The sequence below is a fragment of the Phenylobacterium haematophilum genome (genome assembly GCF_014196295.1).
Classification (GTDB): Bacteria; Pseudomonadota; Alphaproteobacteria; order Caulobacterales; family Caulobacteraceae; genus Phenylobacterium; species Phenylobacterium haematophilum.
Genome location: NZ_JACIDK010000009.1, coordinates 34001 through 53446, shown reverse-complemented (window position 1 = coordinate 53446; position 19446 = coordinate 34001). Strand labels below are relative to the sequence as shown.

The following is a 19446-nucleotide window of genomic DNA, read 5'->3' as shown; positions in this document are numbered from 1 at the left end:
TTCGATGGAATTGCTTGCCAAAGGCGTGCCCCCGCAAGGTCGGTTTGGGGCAAGATTGACGCCAGTTTATGCGGTTTGATGGAGGAAAAATTGTCCGAGGCCCTCGACGCGGTCGATGCCAAGATTCTGGATCTGATCCAGCACGACGCCGGATTGTCGGTCGCCGAGATCGCTGAACGGGTTGGTTTGTCCTCCAGCCCTTGCTGGCGGCGGATCAAGCGACTGGAAGACACCGGCGTCATTCAGCGCCGGGTGACCATCCTGGACCGCGACCTGCTGGGCCTGGGCTTCGAAGTCTATTGCACCGTCAAGCTCAGCCTGCCGACCAAGGACAACCTGGACGCCTTCGAGACCGCGATCACCAAGCTGCCGGAAGTTGTGCAGTGCGCCACCGTCACCGGCTCGGCCGACTACGAACTGCGGGTCGTCACGCGCGACATGCATGCCTTCGATGATTTCCTTCGCGACAAGATCCTGTCGCTGGGCTTGGTGTCGAACATCGAGAGCCGGATCGTAATCCGCTCGGTCAAGAACACGACAGCCGCGCCCCTCGGACTTGTCAGTCCTTACGTGAGCGCGCAAGGCTAGCCTCCGTTCCTGCGCTCCCTCGCAGGAACCTGCGTAGGGAGCCGGGCCATGATCGAACTCGTCATCGACCAACGACGAAAGGACCTCGGAGGTTTCGAGGTCGGTCGCGTCCTGCCGTTCGCCAAGCGGCGGATGATCGGCCCGTTCATCTTTTTCGATCACATGGGCCCGGCAGCCTTCGAGCCGGGCTTCGGCCGCGAGGTCGACGTCCGCCCGCACCCGCACATCGGCCTGTCGACCCTATCCTATCTGTTTGAGGGCGAGATGACCCACCGTGACTCGGTCGGCGCCGTGCAGCCGATCCGCCCGGGCGAGGTCAACTGGATGACCGCCGGCCGCGGCATCACCCATTCGGAGCGCTTCGAGGCCCTGCGCGAGCACGGGGGACGGATGAACGGCATCCAGGCCTGGATCGCGCTGCCGGTCGAGGACGAGGAGACCGATCCGGCCTTCGACCACTACGGCGCCGACACCCTGCCGACCTACGACAACAATGGCCTGTGGGCGCGGCTGATCGCCGGCCAGGCCTACGGCGCGAGTTCGCCCGTCCGCACCCGCTCGCCGATGTTCTACGTCCACTGGCAGCTGAAGCCGGGCGCGGAAGCCGACCTGCCGGCAGAGTATCCCGAGCGCGCGGCCTATGTCGCGCAAGGGGTTGTCGAGGTGGACGGCCGCCAGTTCCACGAGGGCCAGATGATGGTCTTCGAGCCCGGCCAGACCATCCGGTTCAAGGCGGTGACCGACGCCATCGTCATGCTGCTGGGCGGCGAGCCGATCGGCCCGCGCCTGATCGAATGGAACTTCGTCTCCTCGTCGAAGGACCGGCTGGAGCAGGCCAAGGCCGACTGGCGCGCCGGACGCATGAAACTGCCCGACGCCGACGACCAGGAATTCATCCCCCTGCCCGAGCCGCCGCCAGCCGCCAATCCCATGTCATGACGGCGCTCCGGGCTTGATAGCCCCAACGTAAAGCGCGCCAAATGCCGTCCGCAAAAGAGTCCAGGGAGGACGGCATGAAACTCTATACGTCGATGGGGCCGAATCCGGCCGTCGTGGCCATGTTCCTGGCCGAGAAGGGCGCGGAGATCCCGACCGAAAAGGTCGACCTGATGGCCGGCGAAAACCGCCAGCCGCCCTATGTGGCCAAGAACCCGGCCGGCCAGTTGCCCTGCCTGGAACTCGACGACGGGTCGCACCTGGCCGAGATCACCGCCATCTGCGAGTACCTCGACGAGAAGCTGCCAGGCCCGTCGCTGATCGGCGCGACCCCTGAGGAGCGCGCCGCCACCCGCATGTGGGTGCGCCGCATCGACCTCAACATCTGCGAGCCGATGGCCAACGGCTTCCGGTTCGCCGAGGGCCTGCCGCTGTTCCAGAGCCGCCTGCGCACCATCCCGCACGCGGCCGGCGACCTGAAGGAACTGGCGCAGGAAAAGATCACCTGGCTCGACGGCCTGATGACCGGCAAGACCTGGGTGGCGGGCGAGCGCTTCACCCTGGCCGACATCCTGCTGTTCTGCTTCCTGCAGTTCGGCGCCTCGGTCGGCCAGCCGATCAACCCGGACAACACGAACATCGTCGCTTGGCTCGAGCGCGTGAAGGCCCGCGTCGCCGAGAAGGCGTCGGCCTGACGCCTGCGGGGCTCGCCTACAGGCGGGCCCCTACTTTCCGACCAGCGCCTTGCGGGTCTGTTCCCAATACTGGGCGCCGGTGATCAGGGTGACGATGGTCGCCAGCCACATAAGGCCGTGGGCGAAAAGGGTGACCGGTCGCTCGATCGCCGGTTCCGGCGGAAGACCGAACGCGCCCCACGAGGCCACCAGCAGTTCGGCGGCCAGGGCCGTGAGCTGCAGCGTCGTCTTCCATTTGGCCAGCATGGTGACCGGCAGCTTGATTCCCTTGCCGGCGCCGACCTCGCGCAGGGCGCTGACCGTGAACTCCCGGAACAGCATCAGGCCCGCTGGCAGCACTACCGCCGGCTGACCGCCCATGGCCAACAGGCCGAGGATCGCGCCGCAAACCAGCACCTTGTCGCCGATCGGGTCGAGGATCGCGCCCCAGACGGTGACCGCATCCAGCTTGCGCGCCAGCCAGCCGTCGAAGAAATCGGTCACGGCGGCGATCACGAACGACCAGAACGCCCAGCGCTGCAGTGCGAACTGGGTTTCGGGCGTCAGTTGCTCGCTGACATAGGGCACCGCCCCTGCCGCCGTCGCCAGGGCGAGAAACACGAAAAGGGTCAGGACCAGCCGCAGCGAGGTCAGGATGTTCGGCAGAGCTTTCATGGCGGCTTTAACGCAGTGCGGTCCTTTAGGTGGCCGGCGTCAGCTCGACCTTCTGGGTTTGCTTGACATAGACGCAGATTCGCTTGTCCGCGCCCTCCCGTAGCACGGCAATTCCGTAGGTCTCCGTACCCAGCGGATGGACCAGCACTTCCGGGCTCTTCATTCCGGTGCTTTTGGCCGCGGCCAGGCACTTGGCGGCGACATCGGTCCGGAACTCCTCCCAGGCTTCCGGCGAGCTCGCCTCGCTGGCGGCGGGAACCAGGGCGGCGAACGCGGCGATGGCGGCGATGCGGAACATGTGGCCTCTCCTCGGGGACGAGCGGGCACCCTAGCCCGGGGCTCAGCTCTTGCGGAAGAAGTCGAAGATGCGCTGGGCCAGCGCCTCGCTCACCCCGTCGACCTTCGCCAGGTCGTCGACCGAGGCGCGGCTGACCCCGCGGGCCGATCCGAAGGCGTGCAGCAGCGCGCGCTTACGCCCCGGCCCGACCCCGTCGATCTCGTCCAGCGGGTTCTTCTTGATGTCCATGGCCCGGCGGGTCTGGTGGCTGCCATTGGCGAAACGGTGCGCCTCGTCGCGCAGCCGCTGCAGATAGTAGAGCACCGGCGATTTCGGCTCGAGCATGAAGGGCGGCTTGCCCTCGATGAAGAAGCGCTCGAGGCCGGCGTCACGGTCCGGTCCCTTGGCGACGCCGACGACGTTGATGTCGTCCACGCCGATGTCGGCCATCACCTCCAGCACCGCGGCCAGCTGACCAGCGCCGCCGTCGACCAGCACCAGGTCCGGGCGCACCGGGTTCTCGCCGGCCTCCTCCTCCTTGACCAGGCGAGAGAAGCGGCGACGCATCACCTCCTTCATCATGCCGTAGTCGTCGCCGGGAGTGAGGTCGGTCCCCTTGATGTTGAACTTGCGGTACTGGCCCTTCTGAAAGCCGTCGGGGCCGGCGACGATCATGCCGCCGACGGCGTTGGTCCCCATGATGTGGGCGTTATCGTAGACTTCGATCCGCTCGGGAGTGGCCTCCAGGCCGAACGCCTCGCAGACCCCGGCAAGCAGCTTCGACTGGGCCGAGCTCTCGGCCATCTTGCGGCCCAGAGCCTCCCGGGCGTTGGTCAGGGCGTGCTCGACCAGCTGCGCCTTCTCGCCGCGCTTGGGACGGTTGATCTCCACCTTACGCCCGGCCTTGACCGCGAGGGCCTCGGCCAGCAGCTCGCATTCGGACGGTTCGATGTTGGCCAGGATGAGCCGGGGGATCGGTTTGTCGTCGTAGAACTGGCCGAGGAAGGCCGACATCACGTCCGGATCCTCGTCGCTCTTGTCGACCCGCGGAAAATAGGCCCGGTTGCCCCAGTTCTGGCCGGCCCGGAAGAAAAACACCTGCACGCAGGCCTGACCGCCCTCGGCGTGGAGGGCGAAGACGTCAGCCTCTTCCAGGGTCTCCGGATTGATCTGCTGTTCCTGCGCCACCGAGGCCAGCGCCCGGATGCGGTCGCGGATGCGGGCGGCGCGCTCGAACTCCATATCGTCAGAGGCGGCCTGCATCTCGCCTGACAGCTTGCTGATCACCGCCCGGCTCTTGCCGCGCAGGAAGTCCTCGGCCTGTTCGACCAGCCCGCCGTAATCCTCGAGGCTGATCAGTCCGGTGCAGGGCGCCGAGCAGCGCTTGATCTGGTGCAACATGCAGGGCCGCGTGCGGCTCTCGTAGACGCTGTCCGAGCACGAGCGCAGCAGGAAGGCCTTCTGCAGTGTATTCAGGGTCTTGTTGACCGAATAGGCGCTGGCGAACGGCCCGAAATAGTCGCCCTTGATGGTGTGCGCGCCGCGGTGCTTGCGCAACTGCGCGGCCGGATGCTCGCGCCGGATGACGATCTCGGGAAAGCTCTTGTCGTCGCGCAGCAGCACGTTGAACCGCGGCTTCAGCTGCTTGATCAGATTGATTTCCAGCAGCAGCGCATCGGTCTCGGTGCGGACCGTAACGAATTCCATCGACCGGGTCAGGTCGACCATCAGCGCGATCCGCTGAGTGTGGAAGCGGCCCTGGGCGTACTGCAGCACGCGCTTCTTCAGCGAGCGCGCCTTGCCGACGTAAAGCACCTCGCCGCCCTCGCCCATCATGCGATAGACGCCCGGCGCGTCCGGCAGGCGGCGCACTTCGTCCTTGATCAGGGCTGCGCCCTGAAGGGGCGCTTCTGCGGTCGTCTCGGTCGGCATGGCGGCAATATAGGCGAGTCCGCGGGCCGGCGCAGGGCGTGCCGCGCTAGAGCTTCACCCCGCCGGCCAATATCTTGGCGTGGCCCGCCTTGGTGAGCTTCACATAACCCTTGGCCGGGTCCTTGTAGTAAACGGGTCCCTTGAAGCGCGCCGGGTCGAAGCCTTCGTCCACGAGATCGATCTTGCGGTACTTGAAGGTGCCGGTCGTCTCGATCGCCGGCAGGATGCGCACGAACACCGGCTGGGCGTATGACGGCAGCTCGCGGTTCACCACCTCTTCGAAGACCTTGATGTCGAACTCAGGTTCAACCACCAGCCCCGCCATGCCGGCGCGGCCGTCCGCGCCTTCGACAGCGACTCCGTAGACGTTCGCCTCGGCTACGCCAGGGATCGCCTGTAGTTGGCCGGCCACTTCGCCGGTGGAGACGTTCTCGCCCTTCCAGCGGAAGGTGTCGCCGATCCGATCGACGAAATAGAAGTAGCCGTCGACGTCGGTCTTCATCAGGTCGCCGGTGCGGAACCAGGCGTCGCCCTTGGCGAACACGTCGCGCAGGATCTTCTTGTCCGAGGCCGCCTTGTCCACATAGCCCGTGAACTCGCTGCGCGCGTCATGGCCGATCTTGCCGATGCACTCGCCGATCTGACCGGGGCCGGCCTCGATGCAGAGGCCGTTCACGCTGCGGACCTCCTCTTCCCTCTCGACGTCGAACTGGACGAGCCGGAAGTTGAAGCGCTCCTTCAGCCACTTCGGCACGCGCCCGATCGCACCGACCTTGCCGTCGAAGTTGAACATCGAGACGTTGCCTTCGGTCGCCCCGTAGAACTCCAGGATTTCCGGAATGCGGAAGCGGCTCTTCATCTGCGCCCAGACGTCGGCGCGCAGGCCATTGCCGAAGGCCAGCCGGATCTTGTGCACGCGCTCAGCCTCGACCTCCTCGTGGTTCACGAGATAGCGGCACAGCTCGCCGATGTAGACGAACATTGTGCAGCCCTCTTCGACCACGTCGTCCCAGAAGTGGCTGGCTGAGAACCTTTTGCGCAGAACCACCGAACCACCGTTCAGCAGCGCGGCCCCCAGGGCGCAGAGCCCGCCGGTGGCGTGATAGAGCGGCAGGGTCACGTAGACCCGATCCTTCTCGGTCGCCCCGGTGGAGCCGGCGAAACCGCGCATATAGAGCTGCGCGCGGACGTGGGTGATGCGCGCGGCCTTGGGCAGTCCGGTCGTGCCGCTGGTGTAGATGTAGAGCGCCGTGTCCTTGGCGGTCATGCCCTCGCGCACCGACCGGTCCGGCGGCAGTTGGCTGCAGCTCTTGAGCGCCTGGGTCAGGTCGCGCTGATCGCCATGCGCCTGGCCGCCCAGCACCCATTGCTGCATTGGCCGTTCCAGCAGGCCGCGGGCCTGTTCGAAGGCCGGCGAGGTCTCGCCGTCGACGATCACGTGCGCCGCGCCCGAAATGTTCAGGCAATGGGCCAGCGGCGCGCCGGCCAGCTGATTGTTGATCAGGGCGGTGACGGCGCCGATCTTGGTCAGGCCGTACCAGATCGGAAAGTACTCGATCCGATTGGGCAGGAAGAGCGCGACGGTCTGGCCGCGGCGCACGCCGATCCCCTTAGCCCAGTGGGCGAACCGGTTGGCGATGGCGTCCATATCGCCATAGGTGATCGTCTTGTGTTCGAAAGTCAGGGCCGGGCGCTCGCGCCACTGATCGACCGCCGCCTGAATATCGTCGCAGATCAGGTTGTCCGAAGTCGGCGCAATCGACTTCACCCGCTTCAGGGTGCGTCTCAGACTGCGAAAGAACCGCCAATCACGTTCCAGACGCGCCTTGAGTCGCATTCATTCCCTCCCACTGAACGCCACCTTGGAGGCGCCCGGTCAGAGGGGTCAAGCTGGGCCATGACCGCATCCGGTCACACACGCGTCAGGCGAGCCCGCGCGTGGCGGAAAGGACTCACCCGGCGCGACCGAGGACTGGAATCACTGGCCTTTCGCTGGCATCCCAGCGGGCCATGAACACCCTGCCGAAAGCGATTCTGTTCGACCTGGACGAGACCATCATCTCATTCGGCTCGCGCCGTCTGATCCTGCAGGCGGTGATCGAGGAGTTCGCCGACCTCTTCGCACCTGTGACGCCCGAGGACGCCGGCGTCGTGATGGAGACCGGGTTCCGCCGCTTCTGGTCCGACGAGGCCCGCGCGGCCATCTGGCGCCAGGATCTCGGCGCCGGCCGCATTCTGGCGGTCGAGGAGGGCTTTGCCGAACTCCGCCCGCAGTCGCCCGGCCTGAGCGCCGACTTCGCCCGGATTTTCGGCGAGCGCTTTCATGTCTATCGCGAGCAGCAGGCCAAGTTCTTCCCCGGCGCGCTGGAGACTATTCAGGCGTTCCGCGAACTCGGCGTGAAGCTCGCCCTGGTCACCAACGGCGCGGCCGAGCCGCAGCGGGCCAAGGTCGAGCGCTTCAACCTGGCGCCGCTGTTCGACCACGTTCAGATCGAAGGCGAGGCCGGCTTCGGCAAGCCGCAGGAGCAGGCTTACGTCCACGCCATGCAGATCCTGGGGGTGCAACCGCACGAGACCTGGATGGTCGGCGACAATCTGGAATGGGAGGTCGCTGCGCCGCAGCGTCTGGGAATTTACGCCATCTGGCACGACCATCTCGGCGAGGGCCTGCCGCCGGGCAGCAGCGTCCGGCCGGACCGTATCGTGCAGTCAATCGCCGAACTCAACCCTCGCGCACGAGATTAAGGCCGGATCCAGACTGCAAATTGGCCTAAGCGGCTAATATTTGCCAGGAATTTGACGCTTATCGGATAAGGTGATGCGGATCATCGCGCGAAATTTTGAGCTGTTCGCCTCATTATATTTCAACGATTTTCCGACATTTGAAGCATATTTCGTACGATCACCACCCTTAAAATTCGGAACACCAAAGCCTGACCGGTCGTTGCTCTTTCGACCCCTGATTGGGAGAGCAAAAAATGACCACCACCTACGATCCTATCGCCCGACAAAATTTCGAGGCCGTCCGCTCGCGTGAAGCGGTGGAGCGCGCCGAGGCCGAACGCGAGACCTACACCCCGATCTACGCCCGCCGCGCCAAGAAGCGTCAGGGGCCGCCGGTCCCGATGATCGTCGGGGGCGTGGTGACCGCAGGCGTCCTCGCCGCGGCCGCCTTCCTGATGATGCAGCCGCGCGACGGCCTACTGGCCGAGCAGGACGCTACCACGCCGGCAGGGGCCGCCCCGGTGACCGAGATCGCGACCATGCCGGAGGTCGCGCCGCCGACCACCAGCGTTGCGGCGCTGACCCCGCCGGCCGCGCCGGCGCCGGTGGCCCGCGAGGCAGCGCCGACGGCGCCTGCTCCGGTTCGCACCGCCCGCGCCCGACCGGCGCCGGCGCCCGCCGCCGACAGCCCGGAGGCCTGGGCGACCGACGCCAGCGCCACCTTGCCCGCGGCGCCGATTCCCTACTCCGCGATCGGCCAGACTCCGGCCTCCGCTCCCGCGGTCGCGCCGCCGGCGCTAAACACCGCGCCTGAGGCGGAAACGCCGCCTGCTCCGGCCATGCCTGATCCGGCCGCGTCCTCGGCCCCGACGGCGGCGGCTCCAGAGAGCCCTGGGGAGCCGACGCCTTAAGGACGTCGGGCGCGACGGAGGAAGGCGGCTCCCTGCCGGGAGTCGCCTTTTTCGTGCAACAAGCGGAGCCACACCCTCCCTTAACCACCTTGCCGCCAGGGTCTCGGCTGACAGTGCCGAGTTAAGGGGCCGGGGACAGATGCGCCGGGAGTCCGAGTTTAGGTTGCTGGCGCCGCTCGTCGCGCTGGCCCTGGGCGCAATGGCCGTATTCGCGGCCAGCCTATTGATCTGGGCCCGGCAGGTGGACGGCGAGGTCCGCGAGCGCGAGATCGCCCTGGTCGAGCGTGGCGTGCGAACCAATATCGCCGAGATAGAACGGTCGATCCTCCCCGAAACCAATTGGGACGAGGCGGTGGTCAATCTGGACAACCACTTCAGCGCCGCCTGGGCCGACGCCAACCTCAACGACTACCTCGCTCAGAACATTGATTTCGAACATCTGTTCGTGCTCGACGGCGACAACCGCCCGCTCTATGCGCGCCTCCATCGCCAGACCGTCGACCCGGCCAGCTATCGCAAGTTCCATGGCGCCGAGCCGCTGATCGCCCGCGTCCGCGAGGCGGAGGCCAAGCGCGGGCCTATCGCCCGGCGCAACACCGAAAACGCGCGCCAATTGGTGTCGCGCGCCATTCAGGCCAGCGACTTCATCGCCCATGACGGCGCCGTCTATCTGGTCTCGGCCACCTTGGTGCAGCCGGGCTTCGCCACCGCTGTGCCGCGCCGCGCATATGCGCCCATCGTCGTCACGGCTTTGAAGATCGATCCGGCGTCGCTTGGCGAACTGCAGGAGCGCCTGCAGCTGAAAAACCTGCGCTCCGGGGTCGGCGCGTCGCTGGCTGGTCCCGGCGACGCCGAGCTGATGTTGCCGACCAGCCAGGGCGAAACCCCGCTTTATCTCAGTTGGACGCCGCAGAAGCCGGGCGCGGCGCTGACGCGGGCTGCGGCCTTGCCGGTCGCGCTAGTGCTGCTGGCCTTCGGCGTCGTGGGCGCGGTGATGATCGCGCGAATTCGCAAAGCCGCCCTGCAGTTCCTGGCGAGCCACCGTTCTCAGAGCGAGTTCCTCGCCAATATGAGCCACGAGATCCGCACGCCGCTTAACGGCGTCAACGCGATCGCCGCCGCGCTGGGCAAGACGCCCCTGAGTGCGTCCCAGGCGGAGATGGTCGGAATCATCCAGGGCTCAGGCGAGTCATTGGAACGGCTGCTTTCCGACGTGCTCGATCTGTCGCGGATCGAGACCGGCGGCGTGGAGGTCGTGCACCGGCCGTTCCACCTCGGCGAAGCGATCCGCGCCGTCGCCGCGATCGCCGAAGTGCGCGCGCAGGAAAAGGCGCTCGACGTCATCCTCGACCTCGACCCCGCCGCCGAGACCGTCGTGGTCGGCGACGCCGTGCGCGTGAAGCAGGTGCTGATCAACCTCGTCTCCAACGCGGTGAAGTTCACCCACGAGGGCTATGTCGCAATCGCTGTGCGATCCGAGGGCTCCAATCGTTGGCGGATCGACGTACAGGACACCGGCGTCGGCTTCGACCCCGCCCACAAGGACCGTCTGTTCGGGCGCTTCGAGCAGGGCGACCGATCGCGGACCCGTCGGCACGGCGGCGCGGGCCTCGGCCTGACCATCGCCAAGCACCTGGTCGGCCTGATGGGCGGCGAGATCGACGCGACCGGCGCGCCAGGCGAAGGCGCGACCTTCACCGTCCGACTGCCGATGGCGCCGGTCGCCGCGCCCGCCCACGACGAGCCCGAGATCGAGGCGGTCGCCGCGCCGGACCGCCCGTTGCGCGTGCTGTTGGCCGACGACCACCCGACCAACCGTCGCGTCGTGCAGGTGCTGTTCGCCGACCTGCCGGTCGACTTGGTCTGCGTCGAGAACGGGGAACAGGCGTGCGAGGCCTTCGCCTTCCAGCGCTTCGACCTGGTGCTGATGGACATGCAGATGCCGGTGATGGACGGCTTGACCGCCGTGCGCGCCATCCGTGAACGCGAACGCCTGCGCGGCATGTCCCACACCCCGATCGTGATGCTGACCGCCAACGCCCTGCCTGCGCATCAGGCCGCCAGCCTGGCGGCCGGCGCGGACCTCCACATGGCCAAACCGATCGAGGCCGCCAAGCTGTTCGGCGTGCTGCAGGCGGTGGCCGACCACCAGGCGGTGGCCGTCGCCGCCTGACGGCCAAGCGACCCCTTGCCGCATTCCGGAACGCCGTTCGCTGTGGCTTTTGCGGTCCGCAGTTGCGATCCTGAGGTCTTGTTTATGCTGAAGCTGTTGTTTTCGAGCTGGGGCGCCGAGTGGGGCACCGCGGCTCTGGTGTTCTTCGTCAGCGCCGCCGTCGGCCGCTTCGCCGCCGAGGGCATGAACACCCTGCAGTGGTGCGGCGCGATCACCGCCGTGCTGGCCTCGATCACCGCCGCCGTCGCCGTCCGCGTCTGGAAGGACGAGCCGGTCAAGGCTCGCGCCGACCGCGACTGATCACTCGGCGTGGACGTCCACGCCCATCGCGTTCAGCAGCCGGTACTGCTGATCCAGCGTGATCTTCATGCCTTGCAGGGTGGCCAGTTCCGTCAGGTTCAGGCCGCTCACATCCGCGCCGCGCAGATCGGCGCCGGCCAGCCTTGCGCCGACGGTCAGGGCCTGGAAAAGGTCGCACTCGCGCAGGTCCGCCCCTTCCAGGTCCGCGTCGACGAGAACAGCCTCGCGCAGGTTGCAGCGGTTGAGATCGCCCTTGGGCAGCCGCAGTTGGGTCAAATCCGCGAGTTCCAGATTGCAGCCCTTCAACGCGCCGGCCCACTGAACGACGTTGCGTCCGAACGAGCGGCTGAAGTCCGCCCGCGGAAACGCCGAGCCCCGCAGATTGCAGGCCTGCATCTCGACGCCCCATAGGCTCGACCGCTCGAAACGGGCGAACGACAGGTCGCACTTGCGCAGCCGAGCCTCTTCCAGCCGGCAGAAGGCGAAGACAGCGCCGACATGGCCCTCGTCGTCGGCCAGGCTGCAGCCCTCGAACACGGCTTCGCGCAGGTCGGCGTGGGTGAAACGGCTGCGGATCAGGCGGCACTCGGCGAACCGCGCGCCCTGCAGCCCAGCGCCCGAAATCAGGACGTCTCGCAGCACGCAGCGCTCGAACACCGCACCGTTGAGATCGCGGTCGGTGAAGTCCAGGTCGGAGAGGTCCTGATCGACCACCCGACCTCCCACCTTCAGCTCGATCGCCATCGCGCCCTCCTCGGCTCGTCCCGCCGATCGGGGACCCGGACGCAATAGCCCGGGCCCACGTCGCAAGCGGTCGTGGCCGGCGGTCCTACTCGGCCGCGCCGGCCTTCACGTAGATCTCCCCGCCTTCGGCGCGGAACTTCTCGCTCATCTGCTCCATGCCGGCGGCGACGTCGTTCTGCTTGGCGGCGGCCTCGCGGATGTCCTGGCTGATCTTCATCGAGCAGAACTTCGGGCCGCACATCGAGCAGAAGTGCGCGGTCTTCATCGCCTCCTTGGGCAGGGTTTCGTCGTGATACTGGCGGGCGGTTTCCGGATCGAGGCCGAGGTTGAACTGGTCCTCCCAGCGGAACTCGAAGCGCGCGCGGCTGAGCGCGTCGTCCCACATCCGCGCTGACGGATGGCCCTTCGCGAGGTCGGCGGCGTGGGCGGCGATCTTGTAGGTGATCACGCCTTCCTTGACGTCCTCGCGGTCCGGCAGGCCCAGGTGCTCCTTGGGCGTGACGTAGCAAAGCATGGCGGTGCCGAACCAGCCGATCATCGCCGCGCCGATGGCGCTGGTGATGTGGTCGTAGCCCGGCGCGATGTCGGTGGTCAGTGGGCCGAGCGTGTAGAACGGCGCCTCGCCGCAGGCCTTGAGCTGCTTGTCCATGTTGGCCTTGATCTTGTGCATGGCCACGTGGCCCGGCCCTTCGATCATCACCTGGACACCGTGCTTCCAGGCGATCGGCGTCAGCTCGCCCAGGGTCTCCAACTCGGCGAACTGCGCGGCGTCGTTGGCGTCGGCGATCGAGCCGGGACGCAGGCCGTCGCCCAGCGAGAACGAGACGTCGTAGGCCCGCATGATCTCGCAGATCTCTTCGAAGTGCTCGTAGAGAAAGTTCTCCTTGTGGTGCGCCAGGCACCACTTGGCCATGATCGAGCCGCCGCGGCTGACGATGCCGGTGACGCGCTTGGCCGTCAGCGGGATGAACGGCAGCCGCACCCCTGCGTGGATCGTGAAATAATCGACGCCCTGCTCGGCCTGCTCGATCAGGGTGTCGCGGAAGACCTCCCAGTTCAGGTCCTCGGCGACGCCGCCGACCTTTTCCAGCGCTTGATAGATCGGAACCGTGCCGATCGGGACCGGGCTGTTGCGGATGATCCAATCGCGGATGTTGTGGATATTCCTGCCGGTAGACAGGTCCATGACCGTGTCGGCGCCCCAGCGGATCGCCCAGACCATCTTGTCGACCTCGTCGGCGACGGTCGACAGCACCGCCGAGTTGCCGATGTTGGCGTTGATCTTCACCAGGAAGTTCCGGCCGATCGCCATCGGCTCGAGTTCGGTGTGGTTGATGTTGGCCGGGATGATCGCGCGGCCGCGAGCGACCTCGTCGCGGACGAACTCTGGGGTCACGAAATCGGGGATCGACGCGCCGAAGTCCTCGCCGTCGCGGATCGCGCCGTCGTTCTCCTGCCGGCGCAGGTTCTCGCGGATGGCGACGTATTCCATCTCCGGGGTGATGATCCCGCGGCGGGCGTATTCGAGCTGGGTGACGGCCGCCCCGCCCTTGGCGCGGTAGACGCGGCGCGGCGCGGAGAACTGCGGGGCTAGGTGCTCGCCCTTGGCGAAGCCGTTGTCCTCGGGCTTCACTTCACGAGGATTTTCAACCACTTCGATGTCGCCGCGGGAGACGACCCACGGCTCGCGCACGCGCGTCAGGCCATGGTCGATGTCGATCTTCGCCTGCGGGTCGGTATAGGGGCCGGAGGGGTCGTAGATGGTCACCGGCGGCTCGCCCGCGGACGGATGCACCGCCACCTCGCGGAACGGCACGCGGATGTCGGGCCACAGCACGCCGGGCTGATAAACCTTGCGCGAGCCGGGGCGCTCGCCGGTGGGAATGGCGTCTTTGACGGGCGTCTGGATGTTCACCGGCAAGCTCCTATGCGGCCAGAAGGCCTGCCGGCGACCGGGAATCCGGGCATGCGCATGCTCGGAACGCCTTCCCTTCGCCGGCATGACCCGGATCAGGTTCTACGGGTCGCGGGCTCGCCCGCCTCTCAGCCGCCTAAGCGCGGCCCCCCGAGGACAAGCCTCAGTCATAGGCGCGAACGCCGCCGATTGAAAGCGCCGCCGTCCAGCCGCAATCTGGCGCCAAGACTGGTCGTCTCAGGAGGATCGCCATGCAACGCCTTGTCCTCGCCGCAGCCCTGACCGCCGCGCTCGCCGGGCCGGCGCTGACCCAGGAGCCGGCCAAACCCGCCGCCGCGTCCAGCCAGTGCTTCCGGATGAGCCAGATCGACAACCACACCAAGGGCGACGACCAGACCCTGTACCTCTCGGTGCGCCACCGCGACGTCTATCGCCTGAGCATGTCCGGCAATTGCCTGGCCGGCGCGAGCTCCAACGACGCGCTCGTCATGCAGCCGACCGCCGGCGTCGATCTGATCTGCCGGCCGCTGGACCTGGACCTCAAGGTCCGCACCAGCCCCGGCATGCTTTCTCCCTGCATCATCAAAGACATAACGAAGCTGACGCCGGAGCAGGCCGCGGCGCTGCCGCCCAGGGTGAAGCCTTAAAATCCGGGCTCGCGAGCGACCTTGGCCGCGTGCTAGGCAGGCGGCCAAGGAGTACCCCATGCAGCTTGCCAAGTTCCCGCGCGCGCGGTTCGCGCACCTCCCCACCCCGCTCGAGCCCGCCCCGCGGCTCGCGGCAGAACTGGGAATCAAGTCGCTTTACGTTAAGCGCGACGACTGCACCGGCCTCGCCGGCGGCGGCAACAAGACCCGCAAGCTGGAATTCCTTGTCGGAGACGCGCTGGCGAAAGGCGCCGATACGCTGATCACGCAAGGCGCCGTTCAGTCCAACCACGTGCGCCAGACGGCGGCCGCCGCAGCCCGGTTCGGCCTGGCCTGCGAGGTCATCCTGGAGGAGCGGACCGGGTCGAACGCGGTCGACTACAACGGCTCCGGCAACGTGCTTCTCGACAGGTTGTTAGGCGCGTCCATCAGGAACGTGCCGGGTGGGACCGACATGAACGCCGAGCTCGAAAAGTCGGCCCAGGCCGTGCGTGAGCGCGGCGGCTAGCCGTACGTTATTCCGGGCGGGGGTTCGAACACGATCGGGGCGCTCGGCTATGTCGATTGCGCCCTGGAGCTGGCGCGCCAGGCCGACGCCGAAAACCTGACCATCGACCGTATCGTCACTGCGACCGGCAGCGCCGGTACGCACGCCGGACTTGTCGCAGGCCTTGCCCTGCTTGGGGCCGACATCCCGGTGCTGGGCATCGGCGTGCGCGCGCCGAAAGATGTCCAGGAAGCCAACGTTCACAAACTGGCGGTCGAGACGGCCACCCTGCTCGGCCACGGCGAACGCGTCACCCGCGAGATGACGGTCGCCAATTGCGACTATGTCGGCGCCGGCTACGGCCTGATTGACGAGGGCGTGATTGATGCCCTCAAGCTCGCGGCGCGGACCGAGGGGCTGCTGTTCGACCCGGTCTACACCGGCAAGGCGGTCAAGGGCCTGATCGACCTGGCACGCAAGGGGACCTTCAAGGACGAGACGGTCGTGCTGCTGCACACCGGCGGCGCGCAGGGCCTATTCGGCTATCACGGCGAACTCGAAGGATCGCTGACGTGAGCCTGGTGCTGGGCGTGCTGGGCGGGATGGGGCCGGCGGCGACGCTGGACTTCCTCGCCAAGCTGCAGGCGCTGACCCCGGCGGAGCGAGACCAGGATCACATCCGCACCCTGGTCGACATCAACCCGCAGGTGCCCGATCGCAACGATCCGCTGAACAAGCCCGGTCCCGTGCTGGCCGAAATGGCCGGCGCCCTGCGCGGGGCGGGCGCCGACGTGCTGGCCATCGCCTGCAACACAGCCCACGCCTATGCCGACATCATCACCCGCTCGAGCGGCTTGCCGCTGATCGACATGATCGGCGGCGCCTCGGCCGCAGCTCGCGACAGCGGCGCGCGGCGGGCCGGGGTGCTCGGCACCCGCGACGCGCTGAAGCTCTATCGCGAGTACCTGGCAGCCCAGGGCATGGGCATGGTCACCCTGGAGCCGGACCGCCAGGAGGCATTCATGGCGTTGATCTACCAGATCAAGCGCGGCGAACGCGGGCCGCAGGTGCGCGAGGCCATGGCCGCCCTGGCCGCCGACCTCACCGCCGGCGGGGCCGAGGCGATCATCGCCGGCTGCACCGAGGTCCCGCTGGTGCTCGGGGCCGACGATATCCGCCTGCCGTTCATCGACGCCGGCGAGGTCCTGGCGCGCCGCTGCGTGGCCGTGTGCCTCGGCCTCGAACCGGTCCCCGCGCTCTAGGCAGCGGTCGCTTCGGCGGCCGCGCGTTCGCCGGCGCGGATCGCGCCTTCGACGGAGCCGGCCCAGGTCTCCGAGGTGTCGGCGCCCGCCAAATCACCCATCCGACCGGGGCGCGCAGCAAGGCGCCGTGCGCAGATAGCATGGCCGGCGGGGCTAGCGCCGCAGCCAGCCGAACGCGTCGGCGATGAAGGCGCGGCCATCCCGCTGCACCGGGGTTCCGTGGGCCATCACCACCTTGTCGCTCGGCCAGTCGAGAATGCGCGACAGGGCCGCCCGGCCCGCTCTGCGGTCGGTGAACGCGACCCGAAACTTGCGGGGGACGGCAGGCTGCGGCTGCGTCATCAGGTCCAGCCGCGCGATGAGGGCGCGCCAGCCGGTGAACCAGCCAGGCGGAAACTGCTGCAGCAGGTCGGTGAACAGCACCGTGCGGCTGGGGCGGTGGAAGAACACGGCCTCGGTGGTGATCGCGTTGCCAGCCATCAGCACGTAGTCGAGATCGGCGGGCCAGTCGCCCGGCGGCGCATCGCCCAGCTCGACGTCGATGCGCAGGTCCGGCCGCCTGGCGGCCAGGCCAGGCGCCGCGTACAGCCGGGCGGTCGGAAACGCCGAGCGCCACTGTGTCAGGTGCAGGTCATGCAGCGCGTTCGGCGCGACCAGGGAGTGAACCTCGCCCAGGTCTGCGAGCTCGGCGGCAAGGTCGCCGTCCAGCGCCACTGGCGACCAGGCCAGCAGCTCGCCGCCGGTCAGGCGGATCAGCGCCATCCGCGTCGGATAGCGGAACCCGGCGACCTGGGCCTGGCCGCCGTCCGCCAGCCAGATCTCGGGCCCGAACGGCTGTAGTCGCGACGTGCTCATGGCTTGTCCCCTTCGCCGCCCGCGCCTTTGACGACGATCACTGCGCCCTCGCGGAAGTCGCGCCACTCTCCGCCGAGCAAGCAGAGGGAACAAGCATGCCCCGCGACAAGCCGGCCGACAGGTTTCCCGACGATGTCGTCGCGTATCGGCGCACGCCGGAGTTCGACGCCGCCACGACGCCGCCCGGCCTGCTCGGCGAGCACAACACCAAGGCCGGCGTCTGGGGGCGCATCCATGTGATGGAGGGCGCCCTGCTCTATCGCGTCACCGATCCCCGACGCGAGGCGACCGAGCGCCTGCTGACGCCCGACGAACCGCCGGGCGTCGTTGAGCCCGAGATCAAGCACCATGTCGCGCTGACCGGACCGGTACGGTTCTATGTGGAATTTCTGAAGGCGCCCGATTAGGCGTTCAGAGCCGTGCGGCGCGGAAGGTGTCGCAGGCGGCCGGATCGCCTTTCTCCACGCCGATGCGGAACCAGCGCATGCGCTGCTCGCTGGAGCCGTGGGTGAAGGCGTCGGGCATGACGCGGCCCTGGGACTGCTTCTGGATGGCGTCGTCGCCGACCGCCGCGGCGGCGCGGATGCCGTCTTCGATGTCGGCGGGGTCAAGCGCCACCTGGCCCCCGGATGCGGCGGGGGCATGGGCGACCCAGACGCCGGCGTAGCAGTCGGCCTGCAGTTCCAGCCGCACGGCCGAGGAATCGGCGCCGCGCGAGCCGCGCTCCACATTGTTGGTGGCGCCCGTCAGGTTCTGAACGTGGTGGCCGACCTCATGGGCGATGACGTAGGCGCGCGCCGCCTCGCCCTTGGCGCCGAAGCGGCTCTCAAGCTCGTTCCAGAACGCCAGGTCGAGATAGATCTTCTGGTCAGCCGGGCAATAGAACGGCCCCATCGCCGACTGGCCCATGCCGCACCCCGTGCCGGTCGCCTGATCGTAGATCACCACCGCGGCCGGGCGACGATAGCGCTGGCCCTCAGCCTCGAAGATCGGGCTCCAGACATCGGTGGTCGATTGTTCGATGACGTCGACGAACTGCCCGCCAGCGTCCTGGGTCGTACCGCGCACGCCTTCCTGCTGCTCGGCCTGGCCGCCCCCCTGCACCACAGACATGGTCGTCGACGGATCGATGCCGAACACGAAATAGCCGATCAGCGCCAGCGCCAGGCCGCCCAGCCCGATGCCGCCGACCCCGGCCGCGCCCATTCCGCGCCGATCCTCGATGTTGCCGCCTCTACGGCCGCCCTGCCAACGCATGTCCTGATCCCTTCCAGTGACGCCTCAACGCCCCAGCCCAGCTAAGGATGCGGCCTATCGGCGCAGCTGTCAGCGCTTGTTTCGCGAGGCCTCGCGGACGCGCGCGTTGGAGGCGGCCAGGGCCGCGTCGGGGATCGAGGCGTAGCTGCCCATGTTGAGGGCCGGCGGCTTCACGTCCGGATCGAGCGGCGCGAGCGTCGGACCGCGCTGGACCTGCAGAACCTGCATCCGCTCCTGGCTCTGGACCCGTGCATCCAGGGCGTTGAGGTCGTTCTCCAGCGCAACGGATCGCTGCCGGTCGATCATCTGCTGGGCCTGGGCCTCCTGGTTGCGGATGGTCAGGTCGCGGGCGACCGGGTCACGCGGCGCCTGGGCCGGCGCCGGCGAAGCCGACGCGGCGAAGACCGCCAGGGCGAGAAGGGTCGGTCGCATGGCCATCAAACGCGCCAACGCACCGCGTGGCTCCGTATCAGCGGCGCGAAACCGTGAAGCGGGTCAGTTGCTCGCGAGGCGCTGTCCATTCGGGGGCCAGCTCCAGCGCCTTCTGGTAGTCGAAATAGGCCGACTTCGGGTCGTCGAGGCCCTCATGGGCCAAGGCGCGGTTGTAATAGGCCTTCTCCGGCTCGCTGACGCCCAGCTCGAGGCTGCGGTTGAGGTCGCTGAGCCCCTCGGCATAGCGCTTGCGGCCGATCCAGGCCGCGCCGCGGTTGACATAGGCCTCGCCCATCTCCGGCTGCAGCCGGACCGCGCTGTCGAAGTCGCGGGCCGCATCGGCATAGTCCGCACGGCGCAGCTTGAGCACGCCGCGGTTGACGAAGGTGCCGGCGCGGTCGCGCGGATCGAGCAGCTCGGTCTCCAGCGCCAGGGTGCAGCTGTCCTGATACTGCGGGTCGTCCTCCCCGCGGATGGCGGCGTCGGCGCACTCCTGGGCCAGCCCGCCGCCGAGCACGGTCACCGCCCCTTCCGCCGTGGTCGCCACCGCCAGCATCGCCAGCGCTATCACCGCCAGAATGACGCCCTTGAACATGTTCGGCCTCTCTGCGTCCGCTACGACCGGGTCAGGCGCGGAAAGGCCCGAGACGCGTTCGT

At 67.8% G+C, this 19446-nt stretch carries 21 protein-coding genes, 1 pseudogene and 1 riboswitch; of the genes and pseudogenes, 11 read left to right on the top strand and 11 right to left on the bottom strand.

Annotated elements, in window-relative coordinates; translation table 11 throughout:
* The first annotated feature begins 90 nt into the window (after positions 1 to 90).
* The 3 genes from GGQ61_RS20175 to GGQ61_RS20165 all read left to right on the top strand — a co-directional run bounded on the left by GGQ61_RS20175 (position 91) and on the right by GGQ61_RS20165 (position 2219).
* The gene (locus GGQ61_RS20175) at positions 91 to 588 is read left to right on the top strand and encodes an Lrp/AsnC family transcriptional regulator (protein WP_183776859.1); all 498 of its coding nucleotides are present in this window, start codon (positions 91 to 93) and stop codon (positions 586 to 588) included.
* A 48-nt stretch (positions 589 to 636) separates the two neighbouring features.
* Positions 637 to 1527, top strand: a complete 891-nt coding sequence (locus tag GGQ61_RS20170) for a pirin family protein (protein WP_183776858.1) — start codon at positions 637 to 639, stop codon at positions 1525 to 1527.
* Positions 1528 to 1601: 74 nt separating this feature from the next.
* Positions 1602 to 2219: a glutathione S-transferase family protein gene (locus GGQ61_RS20165; protein ID WP_183776857.1), complete on the top strand. Its 618-nt coding sequence runs from the start codon at positions 1602 to 1604 to the stop codon at positions 2217 to 2219.
* A 30-nt stretch (positions 2220 to 2249) separates the two neighbouring features.
* On the opposite strand, the gene pgsA is transcribed toward GGQ61_RS20165, so the two are convergent.
* Genes pgsA through GGQ61_RS20145 form a run of 4 tightly spaced genes read right to left on the bottom strand, consistent with a single transcriptional unit; the run spans position 2250 to position 6919 of the window.
* Positions 2250 to 2873: a CDP-diacylglycerol--glycerol-3-phosphate 3-phosphatidyltransferase gene (gene pgsA, locus GGQ61_RS20160; protein ID WP_183776856.1), complete on the bottom strand. Its 624-nt coding sequence runs from the start codon at positions 2871 to 2873 to the stop codon at positions 2250 to 2252.
* A 25-nt stretch (positions 2874 to 2898) separates the two neighbouring features.
* Entirely contained in the window at positions 2899 to 3171 is a 273-nt protein-coding gene (locus tag GGQ61_RS20155) for a glycosyltransferase family protein (RefSeq protein ID WP_183776855.1), read from the bottom strand.
* A 42-nt stretch (positions 3172 to 3213) separates the two neighbouring features.
* Positions 3214 to 5082 carry an excinuclease ABC subunit UvrC gene (gene uvrC / locus GGQ61_RS20150; RefSeq protein WP_221221171.1) on the bottom strand — a complete coding sequence of 623 codons (1869 nt, stop codon included), beginning with the start codon at positions 5080 to 5082 and terminating at the stop codon, positions 3214 to 3216.
* 46 nt (positions 5083 to 5128) lie between these two features.
* A complete protein-coding gene (locus tag GGQ61_RS20145) occupies positions 5129 to 6919 on the bottom strand; it encodes a long-chain-acyl-CoA synthetase (RefSeq protein WP_183776854.1) in 1791 nt (596 codons plus the stop codon).
* Positions 6920 to 7092: 173 nt separating this feature from the next.
* Here GGQ61_RS20145 and GGQ61_RS20140 point away from each other — a divergent pair, with 173 nt between their 5' ends.
* From GGQ61_RS20140 to GGQ61_RS20125, 4 genes are all read left to right on the top strand, one after another.
* A complete protein-coding gene (locus GGQ61_RS20140; protein WP_183776853.1) occupies positions 7093 to 7827 on the top strand; it encodes an HAD family hydrolase in 735 nt (244 codons plus the stop codon).
* A gap of 233 nt (positions 7828 to 8060) precedes the next feature.
* Positions 8061 to 8717 (top strand): hypothetical protein, encoded by a 657-nt coding sequence (locus GGQ61_RS20135; protein ID WP_183776852.1) that lies wholly within the window; start codon positions 8061 to 8063, stop codon positions 8715 to 8717.
* Between the two features lie 139 nt (positions 8718 to 8856).
* Entirely contained in the window at positions 8857 to 10890 is a 2034-nt protein-coding gene (locus tag GGQ61_RS20130; RefSeq protein ID WP_183776851.1) for a hybrid sensor histidine kinase/response regulator, read from the top strand.
* An 84-nt stretch (positions 10891 to 10974) separates the two neighbouring features.
* Positions 10975 to 11190, top strand: coding sequence for a hypothetical protein (locus GGQ61_RS20125; protein ID WP_183776850.1), 216 nt, complete (start codon positions 10975 to 10977; stop codon positions 11188 to 11190).
* Here GGQ61_RS20125 and GGQ61_RS20120 read toward each other — a convergent pair whose 3' ends face one another.
* Together GGQ61_RS20120 and thiC are read right to left on the bottom strand one after the other, a co-directional pair.
* Positions 11191 to 11934, bottom strand: a complete 744-nt coding sequence (locus tag GGQ61_RS20120) for a pentapeptide repeat-containing protein (protein ID WP_221221170.1) — start codon at positions 11932 to 11934, stop codon at positions 11191 to 11193.
* 85 nt (positions 11935 to 12019) lie between these two features.
* Entirely contained in the window at positions 12020 to 13849 is a 1830-nt protein-coding gene (gene thiC / locus GGQ61_RS20115; RefSeq protein ID WP_183776849.1) for a phosphomethylpyrimidine synthase ThiC, read from the bottom strand.
* A gap of 55 nt (positions 13850 to 13904) precedes the next feature.
* Positions 13905 to 14012, bottom strand: a riboswitch (TPP riboswitch).
* A gap of 88 nt (positions 14013 to 14100) precedes the next feature.
* On the opposite strand from thiC, the gene GGQ61_RS20110 reads away from it, so the two are divergent.
* From GGQ61_RS20110 to cuyB, 3 genes and pseudogenes are all read left to right on the top strand, one after another.
* Positions 14101 to 14496, top strand: a complete 396-nt coding sequence (locus tag GGQ61_RS20110) for a DUF6491 family protein (RefSeq protein WP_183776848.1) — start codon at positions 14101 to 14103, stop codon at positions 14494 to 14496.
* A 58-nt stretch (positions 14497 to 14554) separates the two neighbouring features.
* Positions 14555 to 15559 (top strand): annotated as a pseudogene (cuyA, locus tag GGQ61_RS20105) (D-cysteate sulfo-lyase).
* Complete coding sequence (cuyB, locus tag GGQ61_RS20100; protein WP_183776847.1) at positions 15556 to 16245, top strand: cysteate racemase; 690 nt, start codon at positions 15556 to 15558, stop codon at positions 16243 to 16245. Before cuyA ends, cuyB begins: the two are co-directional and overlap by 4 nt.
* Here cuyB and GGQ61_RS20095 read toward each other — a convergent pair.
* Together GGQ61_RS20095 and GGQ61_RS20090 are read right to left on the bottom strand one after the other, a co-directional pair.
* Entirely contained in the window at positions 16242 to 16346 is a 105-nt protein-coding gene (locus GGQ61_RS20095; protein ID WP_183776846.1) for an FAD-dependent oxidoreductase, read from the bottom strand. The two genes, cuyB and GGQ61_RS20095, sit on opposite strands and share 4 nt — an antisense overlap.
* A gap of 52 nt (positions 16347 to 16398) precedes the next feature.
* Positions 16399 to 17100, bottom strand: coding sequence for a DUF4336 domain-containing protein (locus tag GGQ61_RS20090; RefSeq protein ID WP_183776845.1), 702 nt, complete (start codon positions 17098 to 17100; stop codon positions 16399 to 16401).
* Between the two features lie 95 nt (positions 17101 to 17195).
* On the opposite strand from GGQ61_RS20090, the gene GGQ61_RS20085 reads away from it, so the two are divergent.
* The gene (locus tag GGQ61_RS20085) at positions 17196 to 17507 is read left to right on the top strand and encodes a TehB family protein (RefSeq protein WP_183776844.1); all 312 of its coding nucleotides are present in this window, start codon (positions 17196 to 17198) and stop codon (positions 17505 to 17507) included.
* Between the two features lie 4 nt (positions 17508 to 17511).
* On the opposite strand, the gene ypfJ is transcribed toward GGQ61_RS20085, so the two are convergent.
* The 3 genes from ypfJ to GGQ61_RS20070 all read right to left on the bottom strand — a co-directional run bounded on the left by ypfJ (position 17512) and on the right by GGQ61_RS20070 (position 19384).
* The gene (gene ypfJ, locus GGQ61_RS20080) at positions 17512 to 18357 is read right to left on the bottom strand and encodes a KPN_02809 family neutral zinc metallopeptidase (protein WP_183776843.1); all 846 of its coding nucleotides are present in this window, start codon (positions 18355 to 18357) and stop codon (positions 17512 to 17514) included.
* Between the two features lie 69 nt (positions 18358 to 18426).
* Positions 18427 to 18795, bottom strand: a complete 369-nt coding sequence (locus tag GGQ61_RS20075; RefSeq protein WP_183776842.1) for a hypothetical protein — start codon at positions 18793 to 18795, stop codon at positions 18427 to 18429.
* A gap of 31 nt (positions 18796 to 18826) precedes the next feature.
* Entirely contained in the window at positions 18827 to 19384 is a 558-nt protein-coding gene (locus tag GGQ61_RS20070; protein ID WP_183776841.1) for a tetratricopeptide repeat protein, read from the bottom strand.
* Between the last annotated feature and the right edge of the window lie 62 nt (positions 19385 to 19446).

Bases quoted from the DNA above. Each gene is read 5' to 3' on its own strand.
- GGQ61_RS20130 (WP_183776851.1), top strand. From the start codon at position 8,857: ATGCGCCGGGAGTCCGAGTTTAGGTTGCTGGCGCCGCTCGTCGCGCTG.
- GGQ61_RS20090 (WP_183776845.1), bottom strand. From the start codon at position 17,100: ATGAGCACGTCGCGACTACAGCCGTTCGGGCCCGAGATCTGGCTGGCG.
- GGQ61_RS20075 (WP_183776842.1), bottom strand. From the start codon at position 18,795: ATGGCCATGCGACCGACCCTTCTCGCCCTGGCGGTCTTCGCCGCGTCG.
- GGQ61_RS20070 (WP_183776841.1), bottom strand. From the start codon at position 19,384: ATGTTCAAGGGCGTCATTCTGGCGGTGATAGCGCTGGCGATGCTGGCG.
- GGQ61_RS20085 (WP_183776844.1), top strand. From the start codon at position 17,196: ATGCCCCGCGACAAGCCGGCCGACAGGTTTCCCGACGATGTCGTCGCG.
- GGQ61_RS20170 (WP_183776858.1), top strand. From the start codon at position 637: ATGATCGAACTCGTCATCGACCAACGACGAAAGGACCTCGGAGGTTTC.
- GGQ61_RS20140 (WP_183776853.1), top strand. From the start codon at position 7,093: ATGAACACCCTGCCGAAAGCGATTCTGTTCGACCTGGACGAGACCATC.
- ypfJ (WP_183776843.1), bottom strand. From the start codon at position 18,357: ATGCGTTGGCAGGGCGGCCGTAGAGGCGGCAACATCGAGGATCGGCGC.
- GGQ61_RS20145 (WP_183776854.1), bottom strand. From the start codon at position 6,919: ATGCGACTCAAGGCGCGTCTGGAACGTGATTGGCGGTTCTTTCGCAGT.
- GGQ61_RS20110 (WP_183776848.1), top strand. From the start codon at position 14,101: ATGCAACGCCTTGTCCTCGCCGCAGCCCTGACCGCCGCGCTCGCCGGG.
- pgsA (WP_183776856.1), bottom strand. From the start codon at position 2,873: ATGAAAGCTCTGCCGAACATCCTGACCTCGCTGCGGCTGGTCCTGACC.
- GGQ61_RS20120 (WP_221221170.1), bottom strand. From the start codon at position 11,934: ATGGCGATCGAGCTGAAGGTGGGAGGTCGGGTGGTCGATCAGGACCTC.
- GGQ61_RS20135 (WP_183776852.1), top strand. From the start codon at position 8,061: ATGACCACCACCTACGATCCTATCGCCCGACAAAATTTCGAGGCCGTC.
- uvrC (WP_221221171.1), bottom strand. From the start codon at position 5,082: ATGCCGACCGAGACGACCGCAGAAGCGCCCCTTCAGGGCGCAGCCCTG.
- GGQ61_RS20155 (WP_183776855.1), bottom strand. From the start codon at position 3,171: ATGTTCCGCATCGCCGCCATCGCCGCGTTCGCCGCCCTGGTTCCCGCC.
- GGQ61_RS20125 (WP_183776850.1), top strand. From the start codon at position 10,975: ATGCTGAAGCTGTTGTTTTCGAGCTGGGGCGCCGAGTGGGGCACCGCG.
- GGQ61_RS20165 (WP_183776857.1), top strand. From the start codon at position 1,602: ATGAAACTCTATACGTCGATGGGGCCGAATCCGGCCGTCGTGGCCATG.
- GGQ61_RS20095 (WP_183776846.1), bottom strand. From the start codon at position 16,346: ATGGGTGATTTGGCGGGCGCCGACACCTCGGAGACCTGGGCCGGCTCC.